11 protein-coding genes are annotated in these 13,848 nt (G+C 61.2%); all 11 read left to right on the top strand.

Annotated features, from left to right (window positions below):
- Nucleotides 1-143 precede the first annotated feature (143 nt).
- Nucleotides 144-1,343, top strand: a complete 1,200-nt coding sequence (locus ACIQWP_RS02115) for an MFS transporter (protein ID WP_402781622.1) — start codon at nucleotides 144-146, stop codon at nucleotides 1,341-1,343.
- 369 nt (nucleotides 1,344-1,712) lie between these two features.
- A complete protein-coding gene (locus ACIQWP_RS02110; RefSeq protein ID WP_402781616.1) occupies nucleotides 1,713-3,596 on the top strand; it encodes an MFS transporter in 1,884 nt (627 codons plus the stop codon).
- Nucleotides 3,597-4,153: 557 nt separating this feature from the next.
- Entirely contained in the window at nucleotides 4,154-5,635 is a 1,482-nt protein-coding gene (locus ACIQWP_RS02105) for a sugar ABC transporter ATP-binding protein (protein WP_402781613.1), read from the top strand.
- Entirely contained in the window at nucleotides 5,635-6,669 is a 1,035-nt protein-coding gene (locus ACIQWP_RS02100) for an ABC transporter permease (RefSeq protein WP_402781610.1), read from the top strand. Before ACIQWP_RS02105 ends, ACIQWP_RS02100 begins: the two co-directional genes overlap by 1 nt.
- A gap of 221 nt (nucleotides 6,670-6,890) precedes the next feature.
- Entirely contained in the window at nucleotides 6,891-7,925 is a 1,035-nt protein-coding gene (locus ACIQWP_RS02095) for an ABC transporter substrate-binding protein (protein WP_402781607.1), read from the top strand.
- A 5-nt stretch (nucleotides 7,926-7,930) separates the two neighbouring features.
- Nucleotides 7,931-8,743, top strand: a complete 813-nt coding sequence (locus tag ACIQWP_RS02090; protein ID WP_402781604.1) for an ABC transporter ATP-binding protein — start codon at nucleotides 7,931-7,933, stop codon at nucleotides 8,741-8,743.
- Nucleotides 8,740-9,573 carry an ABC transporter permease gene (locus tag ACIQWP_RS02085; protein WP_402781601.1) on the top strand — a complete coding sequence of 278 codons (834 nt, stop codon included), beginning with the start codon at nucleotides 8,740-8,742 and terminating at the stop codon, nucleotides 9,571-9,573. Before ACIQWP_RS02090 ends, ACIQWP_RS02085 begins: the two co-directional genes overlap by 4 nt.
- 27 nt (nucleotides 9,574-9,600) lie before the next feature.
- On the top strand, nucleotides 9,601-10,959 hold the full coding sequence (locus ACIQWP_RS02080) for an FAD-dependent oxidoreductase (RefSeq protein WP_402781598.1): 1,359 nt from the start codon (nucleotides 9,601-9,603) through the stop codon (nucleotides 10,957-10,959).
- A complete protein-coding gene (locus tag ACIQWP_RS02075) occupies nucleotides 10,956-12,113 on the top strand; it encodes a CaiB/BaiF CoA transferase family protein (protein WP_402781595.1) in 1,158 nt (385 codons plus the stop codon). The genes ACIQWP_RS02080 and ACIQWP_RS02075 overlap by 4 nt, the downstream gene beginning before the upstream one ends.
- Nucleotides 12,110-12,886 carry an enoyl-CoA hydratase-related protein gene (locus ACIQWP_RS02070; protein WP_402781592.1) on the top strand — a complete coding sequence of 259 codons (777 nt, stop codon included), beginning with the start codon at nucleotides 12,110-12,112 and terminating at the stop codon, nucleotides 12,884-12,886. Before ACIQWP_RS02075 ends, ACIQWP_RS02070 begins: the two co-directional genes overlap by 4 nt.
- A gap of 35 nt (nucleotides 12,887-12,921) precedes the next feature.
- On the top strand, nucleotides 12,922-13,845 hold the full coding sequence (locus ACIQWP_RS02065) for a LysR family transcriptional regulator (RefSeq protein ID WP_402781589.1): 924 nt from the start codon (nucleotides 12,922-12,924) through the stop codon (nucleotides 13,843-13,845).
- Nucleotides 13,846-13,848: the final 3 nt, after the last annotated feature.

Below are 13,848 nucleotides of genomic sequence, written 5' to 3'. Positions count from 1 at the left end.
CACCGCCCCGCAATGCCGATCAAAATTTTTCGGGCGGCAATGTCGAAATCATTCCGATGCAATCGTCTTTATTCCAGACATGAGGCGAAAGATGATAATCCGATCTTTCGCACCTGGGCTGAACCGGATGGAGGGAGCTGCAAATGAGTTCGTCCTATCGTTGGGTGATCGTCGGCGCCGGTGCGCTGATGACCTGCGTCGCGCTCGGCGCGATGTTCTCCCTTGCGATCTTTCAGGTGCCGATCGCCGCCGATACCGGGTGGTCACATGCCGGCATCGCTGCCGCCATGACGCTGAATTTCCTGACCATGGGCCTCGGTGCCTTTGCCTGGGGTGCGGCAAGCGATCGTTTCGGCGTCCGTATCGTCGTGGTGATCGGCGCTCTGCTGCTCGGGCTGGCACTTGTCCTCGCGAGCCGGGCTGGCTCGCTTTTGCAATTCCAGCTGACCTACGGCATTCTTGTCGGCCTTGCCGCCAGCGCCTTCTTCGCGCCGATGATTGCGGCGACAACCGCCTGGTTCGACGAGGGCCGAAGCCTCGCGGTATCGCTGGTTTCAGCCGGCATGGGCGTCGCGCCGATGACCGTGTCGCCTTTCGCCCGCTACCTGATCTCGGCCTATGACTGGCGTTTCGCCATGCTTGTCATCGGCATCATGGCCTGGGTTCTGCTGATTCCAGCGGCATTGCTCGTGCGCAGAGCCCCCGTTCTTGCCGAAGCTTCCGGCGCAGACGGACGGAGGGAGGAGCAGAGCCTGCCGCTCGGCCGGATTTTCCGTTCGCCGCAGTTCCTCGTGCTTGGCGCGACCTTCTTTGCCTGCTGCGCGGCCCATTCCGGGCCGATCTTCCACATGGTCAGCTATGCCACCATCTGCGGCGTGGGGCCGATGGCGGCCGTCAGCATCTATAGCGTCGAGGGGCTCGCAGGTCTCGGCGGGCGCCTCCTTTATGGAACGCTCGCCGACCGACTCGGCGTCAAGCCGGTGCTTGTCGCCGGCTTGCTGGTGCAGGCGGCAGCGCTTGCCACCTATCTGCTGGTCAGCGAACTCGGCGAGTTCTATGCGCTGGCGGTCATTTTTGGGAGCGCCTATGGCGGCGTCATGCCGCTTTATGCCGTGCTTACACGCGAATATTTCGGACCGCGTGTCATCGGCACCGTCTTCGGCGCGGCATCGATGCTCTCAAGCATCGGCATGGCGGCCGGGCCTTTGATCGGCGGCTGGATATTCGATACCTTCGCCAATTACTCCTGGCTCTTCATCGGATCGTCGATGGTGGGCCTGGGCGCCGCGGCCATCGCCCTTGCCTTTCCGCCCATGCAACGCCTGCGGCTGCAGCCGGCGTGACCTACGTCAAAAACGACTCGAATGCGGGTCGGCAAACTTTGTCAGCTGCGCCGCGTTTCACCGCAGCTGACGCCACTTTTCCTCGGGAGAATTCGACGCAGCAGCCTCGCCTGGTGATATATTCGGATTTCTTGATGATTACACACAGTTTTCCATAAGCGACGGCGGTTGCAGCCATTGCAATTTTCAATTTTTAGCCAACACTCGCTCATGCATCAGGTGCGTGATCTCCTGGGGGAGGAAATCAGGAGAGCATCCACTGGCGCGACTTTCCGCGCCCATCGGCAGGAGAGTCCCGCGTAATGTCATCATGGGGGACAGACACGGGTCTTTTGACCATGTCCCTGGTGCAATTGGGAGGATTGATTAATGGCATCCACGTCCGTGGCCGAGACGACGAGTCGAGGCATGACCAGGGAAGAGAAGAAGGTCATCTTCGCCTCCTCCCTCGGAACCGTGTTCGAATGGTACGACTTCTATCTCTATGGGTCCCTGGCCGCATTCATCGGCGCAGCCTTCTTCAGCGACTATCCGGAGGCAACCCGAAACATTTTTGCCTTGCTTGCGTTCGCCGCGGGCTTCCTCGTCCGGCCGTTCGGCGCGCTGGTTTTCGGACGGATCGGCGATCTTGTCGGCCGCAAATATACATTCCTCGTCACCATTCTGATCATGGGTCTTTCGACCTTTCTGGTTGGTATCCTGCCTGGCTCGGCCAGCTGGGGTTTCGCGGCCCCGGTCATCCTGATCGTACTGCGCATGTTGCAGGGCCTGGCGCTTGGCGGCGAATATGGCGGCGCGGCAACCTATGTTGCCGAACACGCGCCCAATGACCGTCGCGGCTTTTACACATCATGGATACAGACCACGGCGACGCTCGGCCTCTTCCTGTCGCTTATCGTCATCCTTGTGGTGCAGAATTGGCTTGGCAAAGACGCCTTTGCCGCTTGGGGCTGGCGCATTCCCTTCATCCTATCCTTTGTCCTTCTCGGCATTTCCGTCTGGATACGGTTGTCTCTCAGTGAATCGCCGGCCTTCAAGAGGATGAAGGAAGAGGGCAAGGGCTCGAAGGCACCGCTGTCGGAAGCCTTCGGACAATGGAAGAATGCCCGGATCGCTCTGCTGGCGCTCCTCGGTCTCACCGCCGGCCAGGCCGTCGTCTGGTATGCGGGCCAGTTCTACTCGCTGTTCTTCCTGCAGAACGTGCTGAAGGTCGACGGTCAGTCGGTCAACATCATGATCGCCATCGCGCTTTTGATCGGCAGCGGCTTCTTCGTGTTCTTCGGCTGGCTTTCCGACAAGATCGGCCGCAAGCCGATCATCATGGCCGGACTTGCCCTGGCGATCCTCACCTACTTCCCGCTGTTCAAGGCATTGACCCACGCAGCAAATCCGGCGCTCGCCCAGGCCGAACAAACTGTCCGCGCCACCGTGACTGCTGCCCCCGGCGATTGCACCTTCCAGTTCAATCCTGTGGGAACGGCGAAATTCAACAATTCGTGCGACATTGCGACCTCGTTCCTGTCCAAGAGCTCGGTTCCCTATACTGTCGTTGACGGCCCAGCCGGACAACCAGCCACCATCAAGGTTGGTGACGCCACAATCACTTCCTACGACGCTGTTGCAGCCGGTGCCGGTGCGGCTGCCAAGAGCGCGGCCTTCACGCACGATATGAACCTTGCCCTGCAAAAGGCCGGCTTCCCGCTGGCCCGTGATCCCGCCAAGGTGCCGGACGCCAAACTTGACGGCTTCATCACCGCAAACCCCGAGCTCGCGCTTAACGCGGCAACGGTTCGGGCTGGCGACAAGGCCGTCACGCCTGTCGCCGATCTCATCAAGGCGAAGCTGCTGACGGCGGACCAGGCGGCAGGCGCCACCGACATGCCGGTCTATACGATCGCGAATGGCGGCGCCTTCAAGATGGTCGCCGATCCCGCTGCAATCAACTGGCCGCTGACGATCGCCATCCTGACCGTTCTCGTGATCTACGTGACCATGGTCTATGGCCCGATCGCCGCGATCCTGGTGGAGATGTTCCCGACCCGCATCCGTTATACCGGCATGTCCTTGCCCTATCATATCGGCAACGGCTGGTTCGGCGGCCTGCTCCCGGCAACCGTCTTCGCCATGAGCGCCGCCAAGGGCGATATCTACTATGGCCTCTGGTATCCGATAGCGGTGGCGGCGATGACCCTGGTCATCGGCCTCATCTTTATTCGTGAAACCAAGGGTGTCGATCTGAACGCCATCAAGTAACGGCTTAAAGGCCCGGCGTGCAAATACGGCACGCCGGGCTTTGTCACTCTTTTGTGGTCACTCGGGATTTCAGGCTCCGCAGAGAGCGTGCAGCAATACCAAAAAGGAGAATAGGACCATCAGACCTGCCAGGACGTGCTGCAGGATCGACCAGATGCGCCTGCTTACGGCGCGACTTGGTCGCGTTGCGAGAGAAGCAAGGTAGAGCACTGTGTCCATGAAAACTCCTGGCGCAGGTTTCCGCACGAGCGAAACGAATGCCATCGCGACAGCGGAAATTCTTGATATCTAAGCGTTTTATATTGTCTATAAAATTAATAGATTAAAGGAAGGGTTTTCTGGCTCTCTCAGAATTTCAGACAAATTAAACTCCCATGCGGCAGGACCGGCGTTGCTCGTTCAAGCGCACCGCAGACCCTCATTAGCAGCGCCAACGAGGTCAAGCCGACAGCGGCTAAAAATTTATTCTATAGAATAAGTGAACAAAGCAAGGCCCATCCTTGTGATTGGGCGTCGGTGGCTTACGAGTATCGCAAACGATCATCGAACCCTTGCTCATGACCTTGCTGGATGCCCAAAATCTCTCGCTTGCTTTCGGCTCGACACAGGCCCTGGCGAGCGCGTCCCTGACCATCGATCGCGGCGAGGTCGTCGCGCTGATGGGAGCCAATGGCGCCGGCAAGTCGACGCTGGTGAAAATCCTGTCGGGTATTCACAGTGCCGATTCAGGTCGGATCGTATGGAATGGCTCGGATTATCGCCCCGAAAGCCCGGCCGAGGCAACGGCACGGGGCATCGTCACCGTGCATCAGTCGACCGACGTCGTCGGCGTGGTGGGCCTTTCGGTGGCGGACGCGCTGCTGCTCAATCAATTCGTTGACGGACGCCAGCCCTTCTTTCTGTCGAAGCGCTCGGTGCGGCGAAAGGCGGAAGCCATCCTGTCGGAAGCCGGCTTCGACCTACCGCTCGACCGGGATTTCGGCGATCTGGGCACCGCCGACCGGCAGATGGTCGCCATTGCCCGCGCCCTTTCCAACAAGGCGCAGCTGCTGATCCTGGACGAACCAACGGCAAGCCTCTCTGCGCGCGAGACAGCCCGGCTCTATGATATCCTTCGCCAGCTGAAAGCCCGCGGTCTGGGGATTCTCTACATCTCGCATCGCACCGCCGATCTCGATGCGCTTGCCGACCGCGTGGTCGTCCTGCGAGGCGGCCGCAATGTCGGCGCCTTCTCTCATCCGATCGACTTCGACGCAGCCATCGAAACCATGATCGGCCGTTCCATGAAAGCGGCGCGTCCGCACCGCCGGGAACAATTCGACACGACGGTACTGGAGCTTCAGCGCGTGCAGCTGTTTGCCGACAGCCCGCCGATCGATCTCAAGCTCCATGCTGGCGAGGTCGTGGCCATTACCGGCGTTCTCGGCGCGGGCAAGAGCCGGCTTCTGTCGACCCTCTTTGGTCTCGAACGCTTTGCGGCCGGCGTTGCGCGGCTTGATGGCGCCCCCTTCCAACCCACCTCGCCTGCGGAGGCGATCGCGCGTGGCGTCGTCATGGCCGCTGCCGACCGCCATCGCTCCTCGCTCATGCCGCTGGGCTGGCCGGGAGAAAGCATCGCGGCCACCATCAGCCTGCCGCATCTGACGCAATGGTATCCGTCGGGCTTCCTGCTCTCGCGACGCGAGATCCGCGAAGGAGAAAAGGCCATTCGGCGCCTTGGTATAAAGGCATCCGCTCCGGAAGCATCCGTCTGGTCGCTTTCCGGCGGCAATCAGCAAAAAGTGGTGTTGGCGCGCTGGGAGGCGGAACCGAGCCGGCTGCTGCTGCTCGACGAGCCGTTCCAGGGTGTCGATGTCGGCGCCCGCCAGGACATCATCGCAGCCATACGCGCCCATACGGACCGCGCCACATTAATCGCGACATCCGATCCGGAAGAGGCGCTCGAAGTCGCCGACCGGGTGCTGGTGATGGAGCATCACAGCCTGAAGGACGTCGAACAAGCGATTGCCGGCGGCCGGCAGAATGAGGAATACGCCTAATGAGTGAAGGTACAGCCGAGATCCCCGCGCAGGCCAAGCCAGCAAGCAATACGATATCGTCGCAGGAATTCGTGCGGCGGGGAGCGGTGTTTCTCCTCCTTTTTGCGCTCGTCATCATCTTCAGTTTCGCCCAGCCGGCCTTCATCAACATCAGCAATCTGATGAGCATCCTGCAGGCGGTTTCCGTCGTCGCCATCATTGGCGCCGGCGTCACGGTGACGCTTGCCATCGGTGGCTTTGATCTGTCCGTCGGCGCAGTGGCCGCCTCCAGCGTCATGGCTGCCAGCTATGCCATGATCGTATGGAACCTCGACGTCTACGAGACCGTGCCGCTGGTGCTTGCCTTCGGTGCGATCGTCGGGCTTTCCAACGCTTTGCTGATCGTTCGGCTGAAGGTGCCGGATCTGCTCGCCACCCTTTCCACCATGTTCCTGTTGACGGGCCTGCAACTGATCCCGACGGCCGGGCGCTCGATCTCCGTCGGCTTGATCCTTCCCGATGGAACGACGGCAACCGGCAAGGTCGACCCCGCCTTTCTGGCGATAGGACGCTCAAGCTTCTTCGGCACCATTCCCCTTCCGGTCATTCTGATGCTTGTCGTGGCCCTGGTGCTCTACGTCCTTACCGAACGGACGCGTCTCGGCCGCCTTCTCTATGCGACCGGCGGCAACGAAGCGGCGACCCGGCTGGCGGGTGCCAATATCGCCCGATTGAAAACCCTTGCCTATGTGCTCTCAGGCGTCCTCGCCTCGCTCGGCGGCATCATCGTCGCGGCCCGTGTCGGCCGCGGCGACGTCTCCTCCGGTGCTTCGCTGCTGATGGATTCCGTCGCAGCCTCGCTCATCGGATTTGCGGTCCTCGGATTGCGTCGCCCCAACGTTCTCGGCACGACGATCGGCGCCGTCTTCGTCGGCGTGCTTCTGAACGGGCTGACGATGCTGAATGCGCCTTACTACACACAGGATTTCATCAAGGGTGCGGTTCTGGTCGGGGCGCTCGCATTGACCTACGGGATCAGCCGCGGCAAGGCGTAACACCGCCTCACCCTCCGCTCAACCTGATTACGGCTCGGCACGCGCAGGCGGCCGCAAACATTGCCCATCGATTGCTTGCGCCATTCCTACCGTTGCCTTTTCGGCAATCGATAGTGCGCATAATTGTTCTTTATTAGAACGCTGAATTCCCCCATCATCTCGTCATCGGTGGATAACGAGACGAAAAGTCCGATCGCCCGATCAACAGGGGAACTATCAGAATGTCTCAATTCATGATGAATCGCCGTCGTTTCCTGTCCAATGCTGCTTTGGTCGGAAGCCTCGCCGCAACCCAGACTTTCGTCGGCATCCGCGCCGGCAAGGCCGCCGATGTCGCCGAGGTCCGGATGCAGCTCGGCTGGCTCGCCTCCAACGGATTGCTCGGCGAAGTCGCCGCCCAGAAGAAGGGCTTCTTCACCGAACAAGGTATCAATCTTACGATCGTGCCGGGAGGCCCGAATGTTGATGGCGTCGCTGGCGTTGCGGCCGGCCAATCCACCATCGGCCAGATATCTTCAAGTCCTTCCGTCATGCTCGCGCGCTCGGCCGGCATGCCGGTCAAGGCATTCCTGGCTGGATACCGTAAGCATCCGTTTACATACTTCTCGCTGAAGAAATCGCCGATCCACGAGCCGAAGGACATGATCGGCAAGACGATCGCCACCCAACCCACAGCCTTCATCCTCTTACGCGCACTGCTGGCTCAAAACGGCATTCCGGAAGACAAGGTGAAGATGGTCAACATGGGCTCCGACATGAACCAGTTGATCACCGGTCAGGCCGATGCCGTCACCGGCTGGGTGACGAACACCAATGCACTGAAGGTGCTCGGCGACGAGCGCGTCGATATGATGCTGTGGGACGCCGGCCTGAAGCTCTACGCCAACGTCTACTATACGACCGACGAACAGCTCGACAAACATTCCGACGTGCTGGTGCGCTTCACCACGGCCGCCGCCAAGGGCTGGGGCTATGTCCGCGACCATCCGGAAGAAGCCGTCGACATGCTGGTCGACGCCTATCCCAATCTCGACAAGGCAAGCGAACTCGAAGCCGTCCGTCCCGTCATCGACTTCTCCTTCGGCGACAGCACGAAACAGACGGGCTGGGGAGCGATGAACAAGGATAATTGGGCCGCGCAAATCAAGGCTTACGCCGATCTCAAGCAGTTTACGGGGGCCACACCGACCGTCGACGACGTCGCCACCATGGCGATCCTCGACGCGACCACCGAAATCCGCAAGCAGATCGGGTGAACGTCATGATGAGCGCCGCCACTATCAAGCAGCCGCTGCCCGTTGCCGAAACGGCAAGGCTTGCGGTCTCCATTCGCGATCTCGACATTCGCTTCGGCGACAAGGGCAACGAGTTCACTGCTCTCTCCAAGGTTTCTGTCGATATTGCCGAGGGCTCGTTCGTCACCATGCTCGGGCCGTCCGGCTGCGGCAAGTCGACCTTGCTGCGCTGCATCGCCGATCTCGTCCAAATCAGCGACGGCTCGGTCTCGGTTTTCGGGCGCCCACCGCGCGAGGCACGGGAGGGCCGCGACTTTGCCTTCGTCTTCCAGGAAGCGACGCTGCTGCCTTGGCGCAGCGTCATCGACAATGTCCGTTTACCGCTCGAAGTCGGCAGGCACGACAAGAGTTCCTATGCCGAGCCCATGGAACTGCTCGCTCTCGTCGGCCTGAAAGGGCGTGAAAATGCGCTGCCGCATGAATTGTCCGGCGGCATGCGTCAGCGCGTCGCCATCGCCCGTGCGCTGGTGACCAAGCCGCGCATCCTGCTGATGGACGAGCCCTTCGGCGCTCTCGACGAAATCACCCGCGACAAGCTCAACGAGGAACTCTTACGCATCTGGCGGGAAACGGGCACCACCATCGTCTTCGTAACACATTCCATCCCGGAGGCGGTCTTCCTTGGTCAGCATGTGCTGATGCTGCAGGCCCATCCTGGCAGGGTGAAAGAGTTCATGAAGGTCGACCTTCCCTATCCCCGCGCGCTTCCGATGCGTGACACGATCGACTTCATCAAGGTCACCGCGCATCTGCGCACACTGCTGGAGGAATGCATATGAGCAACGCCGTGCACTCCGACATTGGCCGCATCGCCAAGGCGCCGCGCAAGGTCGCCATCCTCGACGCAACCATTGGCGTTCTTTCCTCGCGCATGCCGGCAATCCTGGCCGCACTCGGTTGCATCGTCCTGTGGCAGGCGGTCATCTGGATCTTCAAGATCCCGACCTTTATGGCGCCGGCTCCGGTCGACGTCCTCTATGCCTTTCGCGACAATGCCGCGACGCTGACGCGAAACCTCCTGCCGACGCTGCTCGAAGCCGTCCTCGGTTTCATCTTCGGCAATCTCATCGCCATAATGCTGGCGATCTGGTTCGTCCACAGCGCCACCGCAGAGAAGGCGTTCTATCCGATCGCCGTCTTCGTCAAGGCGATCCCGATCATCGCGCTTGCGCCGATCCTCGTCCTGATCTTCGGCAACGGCGTCGCCCCGAAGATCATCATCGCCGGCCTCATCTGCTTCTTCCCGACATTGGTCAACATGGTCCAGGGACTTCGCTCCACCAGCCCCGCCATGCTTGACCTGATGCGGGTGCTTTCGGCCAGTAACTCCGAAATCCTCTGGAAGGTTCGCCTGCCAAGCTCGCTGCCATTCCTCTTCGCCGCCTTGAAGATCGCCGCGACGAGCAGCGTCATGGGAGCGATCGTGGCGGAATGGATCGGCTCCAGCTTCGGTCTCGGCGCGCTCATCATCGAGGCGACCTACAATTTCCGTTCGCCGCTGCTTTACGCAACGGTTGTCATCGCCGCGCTGCTGGCCGTGATCCTCTTCTTCATCGTCTCGGTCACGGAGGCGAGGATGATCCGCTGGAAGCCGGCCGGACAGCACTAAACGCTAAGAAACATCGAGGAAACACCAATGGAACAGGTTATTCACCAGCCTGCACGGGATATCCGTGTCGTCGATCGCTCCGATGTCGTCGTGGTCGGCGGCGGCCCGGCAGGGATTGCCGCTGCCGTATCGGCGGCTCGCAATGGCGCCAGCGTCACGCTTCTCGAACGCTATCCCTATGTCGGCGGGCTTGCTGCCGGCGGCATGGTGCTGGTGCTCGACGACATGATCAACGAGCTCGAAATCACCGTACGCGGCATCTGTATGGAAATGATCGAGCGCATGAAGCGCTGGGGGCTCTGCGTGACTCCCACGGACCGCGATCGCCTGATCGAGTTCCGCGACACGCCGGAGGCCTGGCAGCGCTGGGCGCGCTGGGGGCTTTTCGACTTCCACACCCAGGCGATGCCGCATCCGATCTGCTTTTCGGCGGCCTTCGATCCCGACGCCTTCAAGCGCGCCGCCTATGACATGATCGGCGAAGCGAAGATCAAGCTTAGAACCCATAGCTGGTTTTCCTCGGCGATCGTCGAGGATGGAACGATCAAGGGCGTGATCTGCCAGACGAAGGAAGGCATGCAGGCGATCCTCGGCGATGTCGTCATCGACACCACCGGCGACCTCGACGTGGCCGCAAGTGCTGGCGCTTCCCACATCGAATCCAATTTCATCCTGACCACGGTTTCGCGCTGGGGCGGCGTCGATACGGAAGCAGCCGAGCGCTTCGAGCAACAGGAGCCGGAGGCCTTCAAGGCGCTCGATCACGAAGCCAAGCGGCTGATCGGCGGTTGCTGGTCCTTCTGGTGGCTGAAGACGCCGCTGCCCGGCGTCGTCTGGCTGAACTGCCCGCATATGCCGACGCTGAGCGGCCTCAAGGTCGAGGATCTGACCAAGGCGGAGATAGAGGGCCGCTCGCGTATCGCCAGGCTGCTCGAATTTGCCCGCCAAAAGATGCCGGGTTTCGAGAATGCCTATGTCGTCGATTTCGCGCCACAGACCGGTGTACGCCAGACGCGACAGCTGGAAGGCGCCTACGTCGTCACCAAGGACGATGTCATGTCGCGCCGCCACTTCGCCGATACGGTCTGCCGCGGCCGCGATTACTACACGCCTTATCGGGCGATGCTGCCGAAGGAGATCGATCAGCTGATCGTCGCCGGCCGGCATTACTCGGCAACCCCGCAGGCACAGAAATCCAGCCGCGAGATCCCGCCCTGCATGGCCATGGGCGAGGCTGCAGGTGTTGCCGCAACGGTTGCCCTCAATGCCGGGACGATCGTTCGCAAGGCCGATATCCGGGCAATTCAGAAACAGATGCGAGCCCAGGGTGCCGATCCCGGCGACATCCCCTCGGAGAACGCGACATATTTGGAGGCTGCAGAATGACCACCTTGCCACTCGACGGAATCCGCGTGATCGACTTCACACAGGTCATGCTCGGCCCCTCCTGCACGCAGGTGCTGGCCGATTATGGCGCCGAAGTCATCAAGATCGAGAAGGTGAAGATCGGCGATCTCTCGCGCTGGTCGCTCGGCTCCGATCCGGACGGGCTCAACAACCCGGTCTTCTGCTCCCTGAACCGCAACAAGAAGAGCCTGGCGCTCGATCTGAAAGAGCCCAGCGCCCGCAAGACCGTCCAGGCGCTGCTTGAAACGGCCGACGTCGTGGTCAACAATTTCCGGCCCGGCGTGATGGAGCGCATGGGCTTTGGCTATGAAGACCTGAAGAAGATCAATCCGCGTCTGATCTACGCCGTCGGCACGGGCTTCGGGCTGACCGGTCCCTATCAGCACAAGGGCGGGCAGGACGTGCTGGCACAAGCGGTTTCCGGCGTCATGCGCCGCAAGTCCGACAATAGCCATCCTACTTCAATCTATGCCACGCCGCTTGCCGATTACTCGGCCGGGATGCATCTCGTCCAGGGCATTCTCCTTGCGCTCCTGCAGCGTGACAAGACAGGCGAGGGTCAGCAAGTCGCGGTCAGCCTCTACAATTCCATGATCGCCATGCAGATGCAGGAAGGCACGACGCATCTGATGCGCCAGAAGGACCTGAACTGGGGCGCCTTCCCACTGACGGGCGTCTTCGAGACCACGGACAGCGCCATCGTTATGGTCGGCGCCTTCAAGCCGAACCCGTTGCGCGATATCTGCGAGGCGCTTGAGATCGAGGACCTCTCGCAATACCCGCATTACAAAGATTTCGACGCGCAGATGGCGCGGCGACCGGAATTGCAGGCGATCTTCCGCGACAATTTCGCCAAGAACAGCACGGCCCACTGGATCGAGCGGCTGGAAGGCGTCGACATCCTCTGCGCGCCGGTGCGTTCGCTCCCCGAGGCACTGAAGGACGAACAGACGATCATCAACAAGATGATCCTCGATGCGGGCGAGACGGCCGCCGGCCCGATCCGCCTGATCGGCTCGCCGATCGACATGTCGGCCGCGCAGGTAAGCGTGCGGATCGCGCCGCCGCAGCTCGGCCAGCATAATGAGGAGATTCTGGCTTCGCTTTCCGGGCTGCAGGGGGACGCCGCATGAGCGTCACCTTCACCGTCGAGGACCGCGTCGCCCGCGTCACGCTGGATCGACCCGAGCGGATGAACGCGGTCGATGCCGAGACCGAGAAGGAGCTGGAAGCCATCTGGACAGAAGTCGAGAGGCGCGACGACATCAGCTGCGTCGTCCTGACCGGCTCCGGCGAGAAGGCCTTCTGCGCCGGCGCCGACCTCAAAGGCGGCAGCGGCAGTTCTGGCGTCGATTACTGGACCGTCGGGCGGGAAAACGGCTTTGGTGGCCTTGCCTTCCGCCGCTCGCTGGACGTACCCGTGATTGCCCGCGTCAATGGTTATGCACTGGGCGGCGGCTTCGAGATGGTGCTCGGTTGCGACATCGTCGTTGCCGTGGAAACGGCCCGCTTCGGCCTACCGGAGGCCCGCGTCGGCCGCATGCCGCTCGATGGCGGCATGGTGCTGCTGCAGCGCAAGATCCCGTTCAACCGCGCGATGGCCGTGATGCTGACGGGACGGCAGTTTGGCGCACAGGAAATGGCAAGCTTTGGCGTCGTCAATGAAGTCGTCTCAGCCGGCGAACTCGACGCTGCCGTCGATCGCTGGACCTCCGATATCGTCGCCTGTGCGCCCTTATCCCTGCGGGCGATCAAGCAGACGGTCAATCGCACCGCGCATTTGAGCCCGGCTGAGGCGCAAGCGCTGCGGACGCCGGCGCTCATCAAGGCCTTGAAAAGCGAGGATGCCATGGAAGGTGTCGCAGCCTTCCAGGAGAAACGTGCTCCCGTTTGGCGTGGCAGATAGGCATGTTATAGCTTCGAGATTGCCGAGGGCTTTTCATGCATGCCAGCATCCTGAAGTATTTCGCCGAGGTCGCACGTTCCGGATCGATCCGCAAGGCATCCGACGAGCTGCATGTGGCAACTTCCGCCGTCAGCCGCCAGATCAAGAAGCTGGAAGACGAGCTAGGGACGCCACTATTCGAGCGCTTCTCCGACGGGTTGCGATTGACGTCGGCCGGCGAGATCGTACTGCGACATGCCAAGGATACCTTACACGAATACGAGATCATGAAGTCCAATCTCGGCGATCTCCACGGCAAGAGCACCGGTCGCGTTCATATCGCCGCGTTGGACAGCCTCGCCATCCAGTTCCTGCCGGAATTCGTCTCTACCTTCCACAAGAAGCATCCGGCGGTGGATTTTCGCATCCGTACCGATAACTACAACAATATCTTTCGGTTCCTCGCCGAGGGCGATGTCGACATCGGCGTCACCTTCGACCTTGCCCGGCCGCATGACATGAAGCTGATCCACGGCGTGCGCATGCCGTTGATGGCGATCGTTGCCAAGACCCATCCGCTCGCGCGGCAGAAGTCCGTAACGCTGCAGGAATGCGCCCAGTTCAACATGCTGCTGCAGCTCGACAACGAGGTCATGAGCTCGATGATCGCCGTGGAGTTAGGCGCGCTCAATCGCGTCGGTCGCACCCTCGTTGCGACGAACAATCAGATGATGCTGAAACCGATGATTCTTTCCGGAGAAGGTGTGGCCTTCTTCACCCCGCTCGGGTTGTTGCGCGAGCTGGAAGCCGGCGATGCCGTCGCTCTGCCGATCGCCGGATCGAAGCTCCAGAATCTCGAGGTCGGCATCGTCGTCTCGCGCCGCCGCCAACTCACCCATGCGACCGAAGTCGTCGCGCAATCGATGGGCGAGGAACTGGCAAAGTTCGGCGAGAAGATCAACAGGCTGGTCTCGCGATAAAGG

It is taken from the genome of Rhizobium sp. NPDC090279, assembly GCF_044769665.1.
Lineage (GTDB): Bacteria > Pseudomonadota > Alphaproteobacteria > Rhizobiales > Rhizobiaceae > Rhizobium.
Note: the sequence above shows the minus strand (reverse complement) of the source record. Positions and strands in the feature narration are given on the sequence as shown.